This is a genomic window from Paenibacillus sp. FSL K6-0276 (genome assembly GCF_037977235.1).
Taxonomy (GTDB): domain Bacteria; phylum Bacillota; class Bacilli; order Paenibacillales; family Paenibacillaceae; genus Paenibacillus_AQ.
The window spans coordinates 86,985-106,256 of record NZ_CP150276.1 but is presented as its reverse complement, the minus strand read 5'-3'; the positions used below and the strand labels follow the sequence as shown (position 1 = coordinate 106,256).

The following is a 19,272-nucleotide window of genomic DNA, read 5'->3' as shown; positions in this document are numbered from 1 at the left end:
TAATTTGAATATATTTCTGTGGATTGCACACTATATAAGCAACTTACAGGCTAAATAGGTGATTCATATGAAAAGAAAAGAAAAAGTAGAAGTAAATTGTTACACCTGCAATGACCCAGTTATTATTCAACCATATCGTTTAAAGAAGACTAAACGATTCTTTTGTAAGAAAGATTGTCAAATCGAATGGCAAAAAAGTACTGAATACAAAAACATACATGCTAGGAAGGAGTGCTACACACAAGTAATATGCAGCTATTGCACAAAAGTAATCAGTAAAAAAAAGTCACTACTTAGAGAACATTATAATTTTTGTAATCATGAGTGTAGAAATGGTTTTATGTCTAAATCTAACGATAAGTATAATCCCAATCCATCTAAACCACATGTTTCCACTAAATGTTTGGATTGCGGCTATTCAATTTCTATACCAATGAGTGTATTTAAGAAAAATATAAACGGACACTTTTGCTCACCTGATTGTTATTGGACTTGGAAGTCCAAAAATCTATCTGGAGAAGCAAGTCCTTATTATAAGAGAACTATAATGGAATGTAGTGAATGCAAAAAAGAATTGGCAGTTACTGATTTCGAACAGGAAAGAAATAATCATCATTTTTGTTCAAGAAATTGTTATTCCATATTTAGAAGTAAGTTTTATGTTGGAGATAAATCGCCTATGTTTGGTAAAAAGCGACCTGAGTTAATTGAACCATCAAGAATAAGAATACTTCAAATGTTACAGAATGGGATTATTAAAAAGGAATCCAATATACAAAAAAATGTAGAGAGGTTTTTAAAGGATTTACATATTGAGTCTGAAGCCGAGAAAACCATGGGATATTACTCTATAGACCACTATTTAATTCTACTTCATTTAGCTATTGAGACTATGGGGGATTACTGGCATGCTAACCCTCAAAAATATCAATTATCTAATGTAAATGCTACTCAATTAAAAGGTATCCATCGTGATAAAAGAAAACAAACATATATTTCAAGACATTTTGGTATCAATATCCTCTATTTATGGGAAAGGGATATTCTAAAAAGGGATATAGTATGTAAAATGCTATTATCTCTTTATGTCAGAAACAACGGAATACTAAAGAATTATCACAGTTTCAATTATAGTATCGTTAATAAATCATTGGAATTAAACAAAGATATCATCAATCCACTTTGGGTTAATAATATCTCTCAATAAAATCTGAGTTTTATTAGATGAACTTTCCCCTTAGAATTTGTAGTGATTGTAGCTAAAGAGAATGAAGAAGATGACTGACAATAACACAAAGAAGACTACTTAGATTCTTATGAAGTAGTCTTCTTTGTGTTATTGCGCAAGTTTTTTTGTTGGTGTCATGCAATAATTAAAGTTAATGATAGTGACACTTACAATCATCCTTGAATTGATATGACCGTTCCAACTTCTAAATACACATTCCTATCACATAACCTTAATAACTAATCAACTTCCACTTTCAGATGCTCAATTTCAGCTTGTATGGCTCCTCTGCGTTCAGGAATAGTGTCTTTGCTGCCATGCTCCTGAGCAAGCTAATAACGCACTCATACCAGTTCTACAAGTTTGGTAGCGCTAACTTTAGCGTCCTTAGCCAACCATACAGTTCGTGTAGTTACCATTGCTCAATTCCTCTTTTCACGAACTTCTCATATTGCTCACGAACATCGGTGGCATCCTGATTAACGTAACGATTGACCATCTCCATTGAGGAATGCCCAAGTAATCTTCGTAATGAAAATGGGTCACCTGTTGCCTTTATATAACGAGTTGCAAACGTATGTCGGAATGTGTGAGGACTTATACGAACTCCCGTAATCTTTGCCTTCTTCCCGATGTAGCTAATACATCTGGTTGCCCAATTCTTATCTAATGGCTGACCATATTCATTTAGGAATAAGTTTGGAGCTTGTCCGTTCATCTCATGCCAAGCGAGATAAATAACCAATAGCTCTTGGGTTCTTACTCCAAAGTAAACTGTCCGCGCTTTTCTAGTTTTAGCTGATTCTGCACGTACGGAAGCAGAGCGATTCTGTAAATCAACTTCCTCTACAAAAATTCTCATACACTCCCCAATACGTACCCCTGTATCAAGCAGAAAAGACATCAATAATGCATCACGCAATCCCAAGAAGGTAGTCAATTCACAGCAATTGAAGAGCTTCCTCTCATGTGCCTTTGAAATTACTTGGAAATCTTCCTCAGGTACCTTCAATAACTCTACATTCTCAAATGGAGATTCTTTTATGATTCTTTCACTTATAGCCCAATTGAACATTGCCTTAACTGTACGTAATCTGATATTTATTGTTGAGGGCTTCAACCTCTGCACCGTCAACATAGATGAAATCCATACACGGATGACATCACGGTTAGGTACAAAGTTATCAAGACCGCTGTACTCCGTTGCTAAGAAACGCCGAAACCAGTTCATATGCTTCCTGTAGTCTTCTAAGGTGCGCTCTGCCGCCCCTGCCGCTTGCCTTGCGGCATAGTAGCGGTTAAACAACTTGTCCAGTGTTAACGTCTCAGAACGAGGTTTCTCGGCTTCTTGAAGTGTGGAGCGAGGCGTTTCCAAGACCGAAGAAGTCAGACGGTCTAACAACCGTTGTGGTAAATCTAAATTATTCTTTCTTCGCCCTCTTTTATGGGCTGTTTTTCCTGTGTTCACATTCATATTGAGTACCTCCCGTTAGATTTTCCTCTAACGGTCATGAACACAAAAAAACGCACTAGACCGCTGTTCAACAGTCAAGTGCGTTTCAATCATAATCGCCATAATATCTTATATAGCGGACATTTAAAAGAATGGCGGAGAGGGTGGGATTCGAACCCACGTGAGCTTGCACTCTAACGGTTTTCAAGACCGCCCCGTTATGACCGCTTCGGTACCTCTCCAAATGCATATAAATTTCACATGCATTAGGAATTGTACCATACAACGCAAAGAAAAAGCAACTATATTCTTAAATATTTTTAGGTTGGATCGATTTTACATTGCGCATATACGGTTGTAGACATTCCGGAATCAGAACACTGCCATTTTCTTGTTGATAATTCTCAAGAATTGCAGCAACAGTGCGTCCAACAGCCAAAGCAGATCCGTTCAGCGTATGAACAAATTCAGGCTTGGATTTTGGGTCCTTACGGAAACGAATATTTGCCCGACGCGCTTGGAAGTCCTCCGTATTTGAGCAAGAAGAGATTTCACGGTACATTCCACTCTCAGGTAGCCATACTTCCAAATCGTACGTCTTAGCCGATGTAAAGCCCATATCAGCCGTACATAGCCCTAGTACACGATAAGGCAATCCCAGAAGCTGCAACACACGTTCAGCATCTGCTGTCATTTTTTCTAACTCCTCGTAAGAGGATTCAGGTGTGGTAAGCTTCACCAGCTCTACCTTGTTGAACTGATGCTGACGAATCAAACCACGAGTATCACGACCCGCAGAGCCCGCCTCAGAACGGAAACAAGAGCTGTATGCAACATGATACTTAGGTAAGTCTGCTGCCGTTAAAATCTCTTCGCGATAGTAGTTCGTTACTGGTACTTCCGCTGTAGGAATCAAATAGTATTCGGTATCACGTAGCTTGAACAGATCTTCTTCAAACTTAGGAAGTTGTCCTGTTCCGTATAAGCTGTCTTTATTCACAATGTAAGGTGGCAGCATTTCCTCGTAGTTATGCTCACCACTGTGAAGATCCATCATAAAGTTAATTAGCGCCCGCTCTAGACGTGCTCCGAGTCCTTTATAGAAAACAAACCGAGATCCCGTAACCTTAGCTGCAGCTTCAAAATCAATAATATCGAGCTGCTGCGCAAGCTCCCAGTGTGATTTCGGAGTAAATCCGAATTCTTTTGGCTCCGACCAGCGACGCAATTCAACATTATCATCCTCGGACTTACCTACTGGAACTGAATCATGAGGAATATTCGGAATACTCATAGTAAGTTCAGCAATCTGAACTTCCAGTTCACGTACTTCGTCATCAAGCTCTTTAATTCGGTCAGATACCGTACGCATTTCTGCAATTAGGTCATCTGCTGGCTCACCATTCTTTTTCTTCTTCGCTACTTCACCCGATACCGTATTGCGACGGTTCTTAAGACCTTCTGTTTCTTGCAGTAATTCACGTCTGCGCAGATCAAGTTGTGGAAAATCAGCAATCAAATCCAGTGATTTACCCCGTTTCTCTAAAGCTTGTTCAACTCGAGCATAATCACTGCGTAATACTTTTACATCTAACACAAAGTTTCCCTCCTGAAAACAGCCTAAACTCTTTCAAATTGCTGCTTACAGCTTTGAAAGAGTCAGGATGTTCTTATATGTGATTCTGTTGTTGCACTTGCCTAGTAGCCTCTACCATATCAGCAAAATATTGATGCAGTCTGAAATCATCGGTCAATTCTGGATGAAAAGAAGACACCAGCAGGTTACCCTCCCGCGCAGTTACAATCTCATCATTATAGACTGTAAGCACATCTACTCCCGGGCCTACCTCGTTGATAAGCGGTGCACGTATAAAAACAGCACGCACTGGCTCATCAATTCCTTTAACATCCAGATCACATTCAAAGCTTTCCCGTTGACGACCGAATGCATTCCGGGCCACTGTAATATCCATTAGCTCCAGATGCCCTGGTTCCCCACCGGCGATTCGTTTGGCCAGAACAATCATACCCGCGCATGTTCCAAAAATCGGCTTTCCCTGATTGGAGAAATCACGTATTGCTTCAATGAAGCCGTATTTTCGCATCAGCTTACCAATCGTTGTACTTTCACCGCCGGGGATAATTAGGCCATCCACCTCCTCAAGCTGCTCTACACGCTTGATAGGCACGCCCTCTGCTCCGGTCTTCTCTATACTAACAATATGCTCCGTAACAGCGCCTTGAAGCGCCAACACTCCTATTTTCATCCGGGCAACCTTCTCTCTATTAACGAACACGCTCCGACATACGTTCAGCCGGGGTTAGAGTTGCAATATCAATCCCCTTCATTGGTGCACCAAGGTTCTTGGATACTTCAGCAATCAGTTTGTAATCAGTATAGTGTGTAGTAGCTTCAACAATCGCACGCGCAAATTTCTCAGGATTGTCCGATTTGAAAATACCCGAGCCTACGAATACACCATCCGCACCTAGATGCATCATCAGGGCAGCATCGGCAGGAGTTGCTACACCACCAGCAGCAAAGTTAACAACCGGCAGCTTACCAAGCTCATGTACTTCAAGCAGCAGCTCGTAAGGAACTCCCAGGTTCTTAGCTTCGTTATAAAGCTCGTCCTTGGACAAATTGGTTACTTTGCGGATTTGACTGTTGATAAAGCGCATATGACGCACTGCTTCAACAATGTTACCTGTTCCTGGTTCACCTTTCGTACGGATCATGGATGCACCTTCATTAATACGTCTCAAGGCTTCTCCCAAGTCTTTTGCTCCACATACGAATGGAACGGTGAACTCACGTTTATTAATATGGAATACTTCATCAGCAGGAGTAAGAACTTCACTCTCATCCAAATAGTCAACACCCAAGGATTCCAGGACCTTCGCTTCTACGTAATGGCCGATACGAGCCTTAGCCATAACAGGGATACTTACCACTTTGATAACCTCTTCTACAATTGTAGGATCGGCCATCCGTGCTACACCGCCAGCTGCTCGAATATCAGAAGGCACGCGTTCCAAAGCCATAACAGCTACTGCACCCGCAGCCTCAGCAATCTTTGCTTGTTCTGCATTCATGACGTCCATAATGACGCCGCCTTTTTGCATTTCCGCCATGCCTCTTTTAACCCGCGATGTTCCTGTTTCCATGTCCTAGCCCCCCGAATGATCTATCTTAATCTAACTTGTAATTTTACCCCAATGAAGGGAAATATACAATCCACTTACTCGTTAAATTCATTAGAACAAGTTTTTGATCCCAGTAAACAAATCGCCGAAGAAATCTCCAATGGCTCTAAGGAATAGCTTAAACCAACCAGCCTTCTCCGCTTCTTCAGCAGTAATCAGATTTACCGTCTTCTGCTGAACATCAGACATGCCTTCAACTTGGTAGGAATAAGTGACCTTACCCACTTTAGCAGATTGTGCTATAGGAGCAACTAAAGTTGCTGGATCATTTATTTCAACAGTTGTTTTAATTTGAGGGGCGGTTGTTCCCTTAGGGACGATAAAAGATACTGCTTCATCCGTAACTACAGGCACCTCTTTATTTTTCCCTTTGAGGACTGGCACAGTTTCGTTGCCGGCTATCACTGCTTTAGGGGCTACAACCTGTTTGATTTCAAAATTATTAAATCCGTAATCTAGTACTTTTTTCGTTTCAGTAAAACGATGTGCCTCAGAGTTAGCGCCCATAACAACACTAATCAATCGCATTCCATCCCGTACAGCGGTTCCTGTAAAGCAGTTACCTGCACTTGAGGTATGACCCGTCTTCAAACCATCCAAGCCTGGATAAGCATAAGCCTTGAAGTTGGCGATGCTCTTGTTAGCTTCCAGCATCCAGTTATAGTTGATGATTGGAGCTTTGTCCCGTTCACGGAATTTATAAGATTGAATCGTAGTAAATCTAGTGAAATCAGGATGCTCAGTAACGATAAATTTAGCAAGGATAGCTGCATCCATTGCTGACATTACAGTTTCTCCATCCTCAGCAGGCTGAAATCCCTTCGGCATATCGGCCTTATCAAGTCCTGTAGAGTTAATAAAGTGAGCAGTCTTCATACCCATCTTCTGCGCTGTCTGATTCATAAGTTTTGCGAATTCGAGTTCTGAGCCGGATACAAGCTCTGCCAGTGCTACTGTCGCATCATTCGCAGATCCAACAGCCATCGCAATATACAATTCTTCTACTGTGTGTACGTCACCTGCTGCTAAATAAATACGCGATCCGGTTTGCTTAGCGGCATTTTCTTGTATTGTCACTTTTTGATCCCATGAGAGTTGTCCGTTTTTCACTGCCTCTGCCACAAGATATTCCGTCATCATCTTGGTCATACTTGCAGGCGGCAAAGGTACATCTGCATTCAAGGACATCAATACCTCACCTGTTGTTGGCTCGATCAACACCGCCGATTTCAATTTCAAACCGAGTGTGTCCACAGAAGGTATCTTCACTGCATTGGTTGCTTTAGTTGCTGTAGCATTAGTTGTAGTACCGGATTCTGTAGTTGTTGGAGTCTTACCTGCCTCAGCCAATGCTGGAATTGCAGGATTCATTAACATATTTAAAAGTAGACCTACTGTGGCTGTCTTAATCATAAATTGCTTACCGTTAAATTTCTGCTTGTGCTTCAATGATTACTACTCTCCTTTAAACCTCATATCAATAGCTTGTTCTATTCTAACACAGGGGTACACGCAAAAAAAGACAGACAGGACGAAATAGTCCTGTCTGTCCAAAAAATAGTCTTTCTAGTCCATTACACGGAATAGTTTGGCGCTTCTTTCGTAATTTGCACATCATGTGGATGGCTTTCGCGAAGTCCAGCACTTGTGATGCGAATGAAAGAAGTGTCATTCCGAAGTTCTTCGAGCGACTTGGTACCACAGTAGCCCATACCCGAACGCAGTCCGCCAATCAATTGATGAACGGTATCCGAAAGAGGCCCTTTAAAAGCGATACGACCCTCAATTCCTTCAGGAACAAGCTTCTTATCGTCATCCTGGAAATAACGATCCTTACTACCTTGTTTCATGGCACTCATACTGCCCATACCACGATATACTTTAAATTTACGGCCTTGATAAAGTTCCGATTCTCCTGGGCTTTCTTCTGTACCCGCAAACATACTTCCCATCATTACTGCATGGGCACCAGCGGAAATAGCCTTGGTAATTTCACCGGAGTACTTGATTCCGCCGTCAGCGATGATAGGAACTCCGTACTCACGAGCAACCGTTGCACAATCATAAATGGCTGTAACCTGCGGAACACCGATACCAGCGATAACTCGTGTTGTACAGATAGATCCCGGTCCAATACCTACTTTAACTACAGAAGCACCAGCTTCAATTAGTTCACGGGTTGCTTCGCCTGTAGCCACGTTACCAGCAACAATCGTAAGATCAGGATACAACTCACGAATTTGGCGAACGGCTTCAATAATATTAATATGGTGACCATGTGCTGAATCAACGACGATCAGATCTACGCCTGATTTCACTAATGCAGCAGTACGCTCGAATGTATCTTTAGAGATACCAATAGCTGCTCCAACTAGCAAACGGCCATGTGCATCTTTCGCTCCGTTAGGGAACTGAATAGCCTTCTCGATATCTTTAATTGTGATTAGGCCCTTAAGAACGTTATTCTCGTCCACCAGCGGCAATTTCTCAATCTTATGACGTTGTAAGATGCCTTCTGCTTCTTGAAGTGTCGTACCTACAGCAGCAGTCACGAGATTCTCATGAGTCATAACTTCTTTAATTGGAATATTAAAGTCATGAATAAAACGTAAATCTCTATTAGTTAGAATGCCGACCAGTTTGTTGTCACTATCTACAATCGGTACTCCGGAAATGCGATATTTACCCATCAGTAGTTCAGCATCAGATACTAAATGTTCTGCCGAAAGAGAGAAGGGGTTAGTAATAACTCCGCTCTCTGAACGCTTCACACGATCCACTTCTTCCGCTTGCTGCTCTACAGGCATATTCTTGTGAATAATCCCGATACCACCCTCACGAGCAATAGCAATGGCCATAGCCGCTTCTGTGACTGTGTCCATACCTGCACTCATAAGCGGGATGTTCAACTTCACATTCTTACTTAGAACTGTAGTCAAATCTACTTCCTTCGGCAGTACCTCAGATTTACGCGGAACCAGTAGCACATCATCAAAAGTTAGACCTTCTTTACCAAACTTATCTTTCCACACCTGGGTCATTCCTCCTCGGTTGATTTTAAATTATACCCGCTTACAAACTTTATAAAAGAAGAACCTTCGACTTTTAGTCCATTCACGACAGACAACTCTGTACATCTGGAAGTAGAACAAGTTCATATCTTCAATTTAGGTTTGTGATGCTTATCCAAAAATATATTATTGCCATCTTAGCAAAGGGTATTTGGACTGTCAAGAACATTACATCATCAGAGTAGGTATTCAAAAAACGACTCCCGAGTAAGCGAATTATTGGACTATTGTCCATATACAGTGGACATTGGTTGGTTAAATTATACATTCTACCATTGTCATCACCTACGCTTACACGCTTACCTCTAATGTAGTATCTCAAAATAAACCCTAATGAATTCTTCAATAATACAACAAAAAAACCACTGTCGATTACTCAACAGTGGTCTTACGTGCTTGGCAACGTCCTACTCTCCCAGGACCCTTCGGTCCAAGTACCATCGGCGCTGGAGGGCTTAACGGTCGTGTTCGGGATGGGTACGCGTGGAACCCCTCCGCTATCGCCACCAAACATGCGTCTGTGAAACAGACGCTGTCCGCGTGAAATTTCGTTCATCACCAGAAGTGTGAATGAATTTCTTAGCGTGTTACAGGCTTGATGCCTGAAAACTGAATCCGAATTGAATTTGCGTTTTAAGTATAGGATAAGCCCTCGACCGATTAGTATTGGTCAGCTCCATGCATTACTGCACTTCCACCTCCAACCTATCTACCTCGTCGTCTTCAAGGGGTCTTACTAATTGGGAAATCTCATCTTGAGGGGGGCTTCACGCTTAGATGCTTTCAGCGCTTATCCCGTCCGTACGTAGCTACCCAGCCATGCTTCTGGCGAAACAACTGGTGCACCAGCGGTACGTCCATCCCGGTCCTCTCGTACTAAGGACAGCTCCTCTCAAATTTCCTGCGCCCACGACAGATAGGGACCGAACTGTCTCACGACGTTCTGAACCCAGCTCGCGTACCGCTTTAATGGGCGAACAGCCCAACCCTTGGGACCTACTTCAGCCCCAGGATGCGATGAGCCGACATCGAGGTGCCAAACCTCCCCGTCGATGTGGACTCTTGGGGGAGATAAGCCTGTTATCCCCAGGGTAGCTTTTATCCGTTGAGCGATGGCCCTTCCATGCGGTACCACCGGATCACTAAGTCCGACTTTCGTCCCTGCTCGACTTGTAGGTCTCGCAGTCAAGCTCCCTTATGCCTTTGCACTCTTCGAATGATTTCCAACCATTCTGAGGGAACCTTGGAACGCCTCCGTTACTCTTTAGGAGGCGACCGCCCCAGTCAAACTGCCCGCCTGACACGGTCCCCGTACCCGGTAAGGGTACTAGGTTAGAACCTAGATACGATCAGGGTGGTATCCCAACGGCGCCTCCACCGAAGCTTGCGCTCCGATTTCTACGGCTCCCACCTATCCTGTACAGATCGTACCCAAATTCAATATCAAGCTGCAGTAAAGCTCCATGGGGTCTTTCCGTCTTGTCGCGGGTAACCTGCATCTTCACAGGTATTAAAATTTCACCGGATCTCTCGTTGAGACAGCGCCCAAGTCGTTACGCCATTCGTGCGGGTCAGAATTTACCTGACAAGGAATTTCGCTACCTTAGGACCGTTATAGTTACGGCCGCCGTTTACTGGGGCTTCGGTTCATAGCTTCGGGTTACCCCTAACCACTCCCCTTAACCTTCCAGCACCGGGCAGGCGTCAGCCCGTATACTTCGCCTTGCGGCTTCGCACAGACCTGTGTTTTTGCTAAACAGTCGCTTGGGCCTTTTCACTGCGGCCCCCTCGTGCTATTCACACTACCGGGGCACCCCTTCTCCCGAAGTTACGGGGTCATTTTGCCGAGTTCCTTAACGAGAGTTCTTCCGCGCGCCTTAGAATTCTCTTCTCGCCTACCTGTGTCGGTTTGCGGTACGGGCACCTTCTCCTGGCTAGAGGCTTTTCTTGGCAGTGTGAGATCATGACCTTCGCTACTATAATTTTCGCTCCCCATCACAGCCCAGCCTTAATGATGTGCGGATTTGCCTACACATCAGCCTCACTGCTTAGACGGACATATCCATCAGTCCGCGTCACTACCCTCCTGCGTCACCCCATCGCTCATAGCGGATTACGGTGGTACAGTAATTTCAAACTGTTGTCCTTCGACTACGCCTTTCGGCCTCGCCTTAGGTCCCGACTTACCCTGAGCGGACGAGCCTTCCTCAGGAAACCTTGGGCTTTCGGCGGATCAGATTCTCACTGATCTTTTCGTTACTCATACCGGCATTCTCACTTGTATGCTGTCCAGCGCTCCTTACGGTACACCTTCAACCCACATACAACGCTCCCCTACCCCAGATACATACGTATCTAGCCATAGCTTCGGTGGTGTGTTTAGCCCCGTTACATTTTCGGCGCAGAGTCACTCGACCAGTGAGCTATTACGCACTCTTTCAATGGTGGCTGCTTCTAAGCCAACATCCTGGTTGTCTGTGCAACTCCACATCCTTTCCCACTTAACACACACTTGGGGACCTTAGCTGATGGTCTGGGCTGTTTCCCTTTTGACAATGGATCTTAGCACTCACTGTCTGACTCCCGGCAATAAGTATATGGCATTCGGAGTTTGACTGATCTTGGTAACCCTTGCGGGCCCCGCAACCAATCAGTGCTCTACCTCCACTACTCTTATACCGAGGCTAGCCCTAAAGCTATTTCGGGGAGAACCAGCTATCTCCGAGTTCGATTGGAATTTCTCCGCTACCCCCACCTCATCCCCGCATTTTTCAACATGCGTGGGTTCGGGCCTCCAGTGCGTGTTACCGCACCTTCACCCTGGACAGGGGTAGATCACACGGTTTCGGGTCTACGTCCACATACTAAATCGCCCTATTCAGACTCGCTTTCGCTGCGGCTCCGTCTTCTCGACTTAACCTTGCATGTTAAACGTAACTCGCCGGTTCATTCTACAAAAGGCACGCCATCACCCATAGATAGGGCTCTGACTTTTTGTAAGCACACGGTTTCAGGTTCTATTTCACTCCCCTTCCGGGGTGCTTTTCACCTTTCCCTCACGGTACTGTTTCACTATCGGTCGCCAGGTAGTATTTAGCCTTAGCAGATGGTCCTGCTGGATTCATACGGGGTTTCACGTGCCCCGCACTACTCGGGATCCGTCTCGGAGAGAACACAGTTTAGGCTACAGGGCTTTTACCTCTATCGCGGGCCTTTCCAGACCTCTTCGCCTACCATATTCCTTTGTAACTCCATGTGAGACGTCCCACAACCCCTAAGAGCAAGCTCTTAGGTTTAGGCTGTTCCGCGTTCGCTCGCCGCTACTGACGGAATCACTATTGTTTTCTCTTCCTCAGGGTACTTAGATGTTTCAGTTCCCCTGGTCTGCCTCTACATCTCCTATGTGTTCAGAGATGAGTAACTGCGAATTACCACAGCTGGGTTTCCCCATTCGGACACCCCCGGATCAAAGCTTGCTTACAGCTCCCCGAGGCAGTTTCGTTGTTCGCCACGTCCTTCGTCGGCTCCTGGCGCCTAGGCATCCTCCGTGTGCTCTTATTAGCTTAACCTTGATTTTTCCGCAGGAAAATATCATACAATGACATTTCTTTTGGAATCATCTCACTAATAACATTTACTTGTTTACACAAGTTGCTAAAAGATGTTCTAAAACGCAAATTCGTTTCGGTATCCAGTTTTCAAGGATCAAGTTTAAAAATGAGAGCTTAAACTCTCAAAACTGAGCAACGAGTGAGTAACAGGCCTAAACCCGAGATTTGGAAGTTAAACTTCCGATTTGAATGTTTCCATTGCAGGAAACGATTCTCCATAGAAAGGAGGTGATCCAGCCGCACCTTCCGATACGGCTACCTTGTTACGACTTCACCCCAATCATCTACCCCACCTTCGGCGGCTGGCTCCCTTGCGGGTTACCCCACCGACTTCGGGTGTTGTAAACTCTCGTGGTGTGACGGGCGGTGTGTACAAGACCCGGGAACGTATTCACCGCGGCATGCTGATCCGCGATTACTAGCAATTCCGACTTCATGCAGGCGAGTTGCAGCCTGCAATCCGAACTGAGACCGGCTTTGATGGGATTGGCTTCACCTCGCGGTTTCGCTTCCCGTTGTACCGGCCATTGTAGTACGTGTGTAGCCCAGGTCATAAGGGGCATGATGATTTGACGTCATCCCCACCTTCCTCCGGTTTGTCACCGGCAGTCACTCTAGAGTGCCCAACATTACTTGCTGGCAACTAAAGTTAAGGGTTGCGCTCGTTGCGGGACTTAACCCAACATCTCACGACACGAGCTGACGACAACCATGCACCACCTGTCTCCTCTGTCCCGAAGGCCGCCACTATCTCTAGTGGATTCAGAGGGATGTCAAGACCTGGTAAGGTTCTTCGCGTTGCTTCGAATTAAACCACATACTCCACTGCTTGTGCGGGTCCCCGTCAATTCCTTTGAGTTTCAGTCTTGCGACCGTACTCCCCAGGCGGAGTGCTTACTGTGTTAACTTCGGCACCAAGGGTATCGAAACCCCTAACACCTAGCACTCATCGTTTACGGCGTGGACTACCAGGGTATCTAATCCTGTTTGCTCCCCACGCTTTCGCGCCTCAGCGTCAGTTACAGCCCAGAAAGTCGCCTTCGCCACTGGTGTTCCTCCACATATCTACGCATTTCACCGCTACACGTGGAATTCCACTTTCCTCTTCTGTACTCAAGCCACCCAGTTTCCAGTGCGACCTTAGGTTGAGCCCAAGGTTTAAACACCAGACTTAAATAGCCGCCTGCGCGCGCTTTACGCCCAATAATTCCGGACAACGCTTGCCCCCTACGTATTACCGCGGCTGCTGGCACGTAGTTAGCCGGGGCTTTCTTCTCAGGTACCGTCACTCCGATAGCAGTTACTCTACCGGACGTTCTTCCCTGGCAACAGAGCTTTACGATCCGAAAACCTTCATCACTCACGCGGCGTTGCTCCGTCAGGCTTTCGCCCATTGCGGAAGATTCCCTACTGCTGCCTCCCGTAGGAGTCTGGGCCGTGTCTCAGTCCCAGTGTGGCCGTTCACCCTCTCAGGTCGGCTACGCATCGTCGCCTTGGTGGGCCGTTACCCCACCAACTAGCTAATGCGCCGCAGGCCCATCCCTCAGTGACAGATTGCTCCGTCTTTCATTCTTTCTTCAGGAGAAAAAAGAAATTATCCGGTATTAGCTACCGTTTCCGGTAGTTATCCCAGTCTAAGGGGCAGGTTGCCTACGTGTTACTCACCCGTCCGCCGCTAAGTTATTTTGAAAGCAAGCTTTCAAAATAACTCCGCTCGACTTGCATGTATTAGGCACGCCGCCAGCGTTCGTCCTGAGCCAGGATCAAACTCTCCAATTAGTATTGAAAAGAGCGATATGCTCATTTTGAAACATCTGACGAGAAAATTAATTCTCTAATTTTGGATTTCACTTTCGTGATTTCCTACTCACTCGTTGTTCAGTTTTCAAAGATCAAGTTCTCGTTGACGCCGTTTAATGTCTCAGCAGCAACTCTTATACTATATCATGTTCGGCTATTTAATGTCAAGCTCTTTTTTTAACTTCTTTTTCGAGCTCGGCATGTGTATTTCTTGGCCGGACTTAGAATATATCATGTATAGAGATTCATTGCAACACTTTTTTTTGAAACAATATAGTATTAAGCTGTATATCCGCAAAACAATGCTACGAACCTTTACTTTCTGATCAACAGTAGCCAAGGAGAACCGCCCTCAGACAGCCCTCCTGTGCTCATTGTTGTATAAATACTATTCGTTTGTACGGTTACGCATATGCGGAAACAGCAGTACATCACGAATAGATGCAGAATTGGTAAGCAACATGATCAAACGGTCTACACCGATTCCCAGTCCACCCGTAGGAGGCATACCATATTCCAAAGCACGGATGAAGTCATCGTCCATTTCATGAGCTTCGTCATTACCTTGCTCTTTCTCCTGGATTTGCGCTTCAAAGCGTTGACGCTGGTCGATCGGATCATTCAATTCACTAAATGCATTCGCATGCTCACGACCCACAATAAACAATTCAAAACGATCGGTGAAGCGTGGATCCTCATCGTTTTTCTTAGCGAGTGGTGAGATTTCAACCGGATGTCCCATTACAAAGGTCGGCTGAATCAGTGTTTCCTCTACAAATTGCTCGAAGAAAGCATTAAGGATATGACCGAAAGACATGTGCTTCTCTACAGGTACACGGTGCTCTTTAGCCAGAGCCTGTGCTTCCTCATCTGTCATATGAACACTAAAATCAACACCTGTTACTTCTTTAACAGCATCAACCATAGTTACTCGACGCCATCCTGGTGACAGATCTACCGGCTTGCCTTGATAGTCAACCTGTTGAGTTCCTAATACCTCTTGGGCAATATGAGCGATCATATTCTCCGTAAGATTCATGATGTCCTTGTAATCAGCATAAGCTTCATACAGCTCAATCATAGTAAACTCAGGATTGTGGCGAGTCGAGATTCCTTCGTTACGGTAGACGCGTCCGATCTCGTATACTTTTTCCAATCCGCCAACAATAAGACGTTTCAAATGAAGCTCAATAGCAATCCGCATATACAGCTGCATTTCAAGCGTGTTGTGGTAAGTGATGAATGGACGCGCAGCAGCTCCGCCGGCAATCGCATGAAGTGTCGGTGTTTCAACTTCAAGATAGCCAAGTGAATCCAAATAACGACGCATTGATTGAATGATTCTTGAACGAGCAATAAATGTCTGTTGAACTTCTGGATTAATAATCAAATCAACATAGCGCTGACGGTAACGCAGCTCTACATCTTTAAGACCATGATATTTCTCAGGAAGTGGCAACAAGGACTTGGACAAGACTTCGAGATTATGCACTTTGATGGAGGTCTCGCCTGTTTTGGTTTTGAATACTGTTCCGCGAACGCCGATGATATCTCCTAGATCGAGAACATTGAACGCTGCGTATTGCGTTTCAGGAATGCTGTCTTGACGAACATAAAGCTGAATTCTTCCACTGAGGTCTTGGATATGTGCAAAACTGGCTTTACCCATAACGCGTTTTGCCATAATACGACCCGCTATGCTGACTTCAACGGATAGCTCGTCCAATTCTTCTTTAGAAAGTCCATCATACTTCGATACTAGATCGCCAGCGTTAGCTGTACGCTCATACTTTTTGCCGAAAGGATCGATGCCAAGTCCTCTTAGCTCGTCCAATTTGGCGCGGCGGATCTGCAAAAGCTCACTAAGTTCGTTCTCTGCATTGTCCACATTATTCATTTCCTCGGTCATGCTATTCATCCCCTTGCAGATATAAATCCCTTATATTTTGAAAAAAAGCTTCCCTAAGGAAGCTTTCCCAAACAATGTTCCCTTATCTGCCCACATACAACGAAACTGTTTATACATTTGGCAGCACATCTATTTACAGACCATGAGGTCTGTACACTACTTCATTCTGATATCGAGAATTTTATATTGAATAACGCCTGCAGGTGTATTAACGTCAACAATCGTGCCAATTTTCTTCCCGATGATGGCTTTGCCTACTGGACTTTCGTTGGAAATCTTATTGTTCAGTGGATCAGACTCCGCTGTGCCTACGATTGTGTACTCCATAGTGTCACCGTACTCCAAATCCTCAACACTTACAGTAACACCGATACTTACCACGTCAGTAACGATCTCGTCGCTATTAATGATGCGCGCGTTGCGAAGCATCTTCTCCAAGGTGATAACGCGTCCTTCGATAAAAGCCTGCTCATTCTTCGCGTCTTCATACTCCGAGTTCTCACTGATATCTCCGTAGCCAATCGCTACCTTAATCCGTTCAGCAACCTCGCGGCGTTTCACAGATTTGAGGGTCTCCAGTTCATCTTCCAGACGCTTTAGCCCGTCCGGCGTAAGGATGACTTCTTTATCGCTCATCTCAACCGATTCTCCTGTCGTATACAATTATTGAAAACACCATACTATATGCTAATCTAGGAGGATAAGAACCCTCCCTGCTGCATTGCTCTTACTGTAACGGCGATTTTATACTGTGAAATTATATTGGAACCGCTACAAAATGTCAATGACACTACATATAAAGTGGGATGTATCAAAAAGCATTAGGACAATAACGTTTATACTGCAGAAGAAGACATTCCAGTACCCTTATTTTCTTCATCATGCATTAGTTGAACGACAAAATCATTCAAAATCTTCACCATTCCATCACGTTTCGTTTCTGCCATGAGCACATCCTTCACACGTGCGGCAGCCTTCAGGCCTTTTAAATACCAAGCCATATGCTTACGCATCTCACGTACGGCCACGGCTTCTCCCTTAAGAGCAACCAGTCGATCCATATGAAGAATGGCAACCTTAATTTTCTCTTCTAACCCTGGCTCAGGCATCAATTCCCCGGTGCTTAAATACTGAATCGTACGATACAGCATCCATGGGTTACCCAGCGCACCACGCCCGATCATCACGCCATCACAACCGGTCTGATCAAGCATAGCCCGAGCATCTTCAGGTGTATTGACATCACCATTGCCGATAACCGGAATGGAGACCGCTTCTTTTGCCATCTTGATATAATTCCAATCCGCACGCCCCGTGTAGAGTTGCTCCCGTGTTCTTCCGTGCACGCTGACAGCCTTGCCACCCGCACGTTCTACCGCACGCGCATTATCTTCGACAAAAATATGCTCGCTATCCCAGCCAATCCGCATCTTCACAGTTACTGGTTTATCCACGACGTCGACAACCGCAGATACCATTTCATAGATCTTGTCGGGATTCAAAAGCCAGCGGGCCCCTGCATCACATTTCGTTACCTTTGGCACTGGGCATCCCATATTGATATCGATAATATCAGCATTGGTCTCTTTATCAACCACTTTAGCCGCTTGCACCAGTGACTCTCTATCTCCACCAAAAATCTGCAAACTAAGCGGTTTTTCCCGTTCATCCACGAACAACATTTCGCGAGTACGCGTATTTCCGTGAATAATAGCCTTGTCGCTCACCATTTCCGCACAGACTAAACCTGTACCAAACTCTTTAGCGATTAGACGAAAGGCTGGATTGCACACACCAGCCATAGGAGCCAGAACAACTTGATTCTTCATTTCAATGTCGCCAATCTTCAGCATTCGTATCACTTCCATTATTCCTATTTATATTACTTAAAAATTATGAGTTAGGGTTTACCAATTCCTCAGTTGTAACCCCTAGGACATTCGCAATTTTATCTAAAATTTGATCTTCCAAACGTCTGTTGCCCCTCTCAACTGCGCCAAGCACAGCCAAGGAAATTCCAGTCAGATCCGCAAGCTCCTGTTGAGTATAGCCTTTTAGCTTGCGGAATGCCCTGACCCTCCGTCCCATACGCTTGTTGTCCACAACCGAATTCCTTCCTTCCCGTCTATGTCTTGAAGCGCTGCTGTAATCAACTTGTGGAGTCCGGAAGACTGTTCATCCTGTGGAACGATATCACTGAGCGGAAGCATTACAAATGCGCGCTCTAGCATACGTGGATGCGGCAATGTTAAATGCGGGGTATCAAGTGTCTGGCCCTCTACCCACAATAAATCTAGATCCACCGTTCTGGGTCCATAGCGGATATCCCGGATACGACCCAGCTGCGTTTCGATCCCCAGCATTACTTCCAGCAAGGTCTCTGGCGCAAGCGTCGTGCGTAAAACTGCTGCCATATTGAGAAACTGCGGCTGATCTAAATAACCTACTGGCTCTGTCTCGTAGACTTTGGAGCAGCGAACTACCGATATTTGATCATGATTATTCAGTCTGTTCAAAGCCTCTGACAGCGTGCCCTCACGGTCGCCCAAATTAGCCCCTAAAGCAATATAAGCCTCTGATTCTTCAGAGGTGGAATGTATATTCATGGACTTTGTTCTCACTTTCTAGTTCTGCGCAGCTCTACAGTCACTCCCTGAAAATGAATGTCGAATGGCGGATGCGGTTTAGTTACCTTTACCGTCACTGCATTGATAATAGTATAAGTGTCCAGTACGGAGGATGCAATATATTCCGCCAAAGCTTCGATCAACTTAAAAGACTTTATTTCGACAATATTTTTGACCAGTTCATGCACTTCGGCATAATTCACGGTTTGGTTCAGGTCATCATTCTTGCCCGCTTCCTGCAGATCAAGCTCTAGCTCCAAATCAATGTAAAAACGTTGACCTAGCTTACGCTCTTCTTCAAACACACCATGATATCCGTAATATTCCATTCGGTGCAGCGTCATTTTATCCATTTTTAAACCCGCC

Annotated in this window: 13 protein-coding genes, 1 tRNA gene and 3 rRNA genes; 1 reads left to right on the top strand and 16 read right to left on the bottom strand. The window is 45.0% G+C overall.

Going from position 1 to position 19,272, the window contains the following annotated elements:
* Positions 1 to 67: 67 nt before the first annotated feature.
* Positions 68 to 1,207 carry a hypothetical protein gene (locus MHH52_RS00480; protein WP_340005998.1) on the top strand — a complete coding sequence of 380 codons (1,140 nt, stop codon included), beginning with the start codon at positions 68 to 70 and terminating at the stop codon, positions 1,205 to 1,207.
* A 433-nt stretch (positions 1,208 to 1,640) separates the two neighbouring features.
* Here the strand turns inward: MHH52_RS00480 and MHH52_RS00475 are convergent, their stop codons facing one another.
* From MHH52_RS00475 to folB, 16 genes are all read right to left on the bottom strand, one after another.
* Positions 1,641 to 2,702: a tyrosine-type recombinase/integrase gene (locus MHH52_RS00475; protein WP_340005996.1), complete on the bottom strand. Its 1,062-nt coding sequence runs from the start codon at positions 2,700 to 2,702 to the stop codon at positions 1,641 to 1,643.
* A 132-nt stretch (positions 2,703 to 2,834) separates the two neighbouring features.
* Positions 2,835 to 2,923, bottom strand: a tRNA-Ser gene (locus tag MHH52_RS00470).
* Between the two features lie 68 nt (positions 2,924 to 2,991).
* Positions 2,992 to 4,278, bottom strand: coding sequence for a serine--tRNA ligase (gene serS, locus MHH52_RS00465; protein WP_340005994.1), 1,287 nt, complete (start codon positions 4,276 to 4,278; stop codon positions 2,992 to 2,994).
* A gap of 73 nt (positions 4,279 to 4,351) precedes the next feature.
* Entirely contained in the window at positions 4,352 to 4,948 is a 597-nt protein-coding gene (pdxT, locus tag MHH52_RS00460) for a pyridoxal 5'-phosphate synthase glutaminase subunit PdxT (RefSeq protein ID WP_340005992.1), read from the bottom strand.
* Positions 4,949 to 4,967: 19 nt separating this feature from the next.
* The gene (gene pdxS / locus MHH52_RS00455) at positions 4,968 to 5,849 is read right to left on the bottom strand and encodes a pyridoxal 5'-phosphate synthase lyase subunit PdxS (RefSeq protein ID WP_340005990.1); all 882 of its coding nucleotides are present in this window, start codon (positions 5,847 to 5,849) and stop codon (positions 4,968 to 4,970) included.
* A 90-nt stretch (positions 5,850 to 5,939) separates the two neighbouring features.
* Positions 5,940 to 7,301, bottom strand: coding sequence for a D-alanyl-D-alanine carboxypeptidase family protein (locus tag MHH52_RS00450; RefSeq protein WP_340009425.1), 1,362 nt, complete (start codon positions 7,299 to 7,301; stop codon positions 5,940 to 5,942).
* A 161-nt stretch (positions 7,302 to 7,462) separates the two neighbouring features.
* Entirely contained in the window at positions 7,463 to 8,920 is a 1,458-nt protein-coding gene (gene guaB, locus MHH52_RS00445) for an IMP dehydrogenase (protein ID WP_340005988.1), read from the bottom strand.
* Positions 8,921 to 9,353: 433 nt separating this feature from the next.
* Positions 9,354 to 9,470 (bottom strand): 5S ribosomal RNA (gene rrf, locus MHH52_RS00440).
* Between the two features lie 129 nt (positions 9,471 to 9,599).
* Positions 9,600 to 12,528 (bottom strand): 23S ribosomal RNA (locus MHH52_RS00435).
* 263 nt (positions 12,529 to 12,791) lie between these two features.
* Positions 12,792 to 14,349 (bottom strand): 16S ribosomal RNA (locus tag MHH52_RS00430).
* Together the 16S, 23S and 5S rRNA genes form the textbook arrangement of a ribosomal RNA operon.
* 409 nt (positions 14,350 to 14,758) lie before the next feature.
* On the bottom strand, positions 14,759 to 16,279 hold the full coding sequence (gene lysS / locus MHH52_RS00425) for a lysine--tRNA ligase (RefSeq protein ID WP_340005986.1): 1,521 nt from the start codon (positions 16,277 to 16,279) through the stop codon (positions 14,759 to 14,761).
* A gap of 156 nt (positions 16,280 to 16,435) precedes the next feature.
* Positions 16,436 to 16,915, bottom strand: coding sequence for a transcription elongation factor GreA (gene greA / locus MHH52_RS00420; protein WP_042123182.1), 480 nt, complete (start codon positions 16,913 to 16,915; stop codon positions 16,436 to 16,438).
* Positions 16,916 to 17,115: 200 nt separating this feature from the next.
* Positions 17,116 to 18,132 (bottom strand): tRNA dihydrouridine synthase DusB, encoded by a 1,017-nt coding sequence (gene dusB, locus MHH52_RS00415; protein ID WP_340005985.1) that lies wholly within the window; start codon positions 18,130 to 18,132, stop codon positions 17,116 to 17,118.
* Positions 18,133 to 18,172: 40 nt separating this feature from the next.
* Positions 18,173 to 18,367: a helix-turn-helix transcriptional regulator gene (locus tag MHH52_RS00410; protein WP_340005983.1), complete on the bottom strand. Its 195-nt coding sequence runs from the start codon at positions 18,365 to 18,367 to the stop codon at positions 18,173 to 18,175.
* The gene (gene folK / locus MHH52_RS00405; RefSeq protein ID WP_340005981.1) at positions 18,334 to 18,885 is read right to left on the bottom strand and encodes a 2-amino-4-hydroxy-6-hydroxymethyldihydropteridine diphosphokinase; all 552 of its coding nucleotides are present in this window, start codon (positions 18,883 to 18,885) and stop codon (positions 18,334 to 18,336) included. Before folK ends, MHH52_RS00410 begins: the two co-directional genes overlap by 34 nt.
* 11 nt (positions 18,886 to 18,896) lie before the next feature.
* Positions 18,897 to 19,259 carry a dihydroneopterin aldolase gene (gene folB, locus MHH52_RS00400; RefSeq protein ID WP_340005980.1) on the bottom strand — a complete coding sequence of 121 codons (363 nt, stop codon included), beginning with the start codon at positions 19,257 to 19,259 and terminating at the stop codon, positions 18,897 to 18,899.
* Between the last annotated feature and the right edge of the window lie 13 nt (positions 19,260 to 19,272).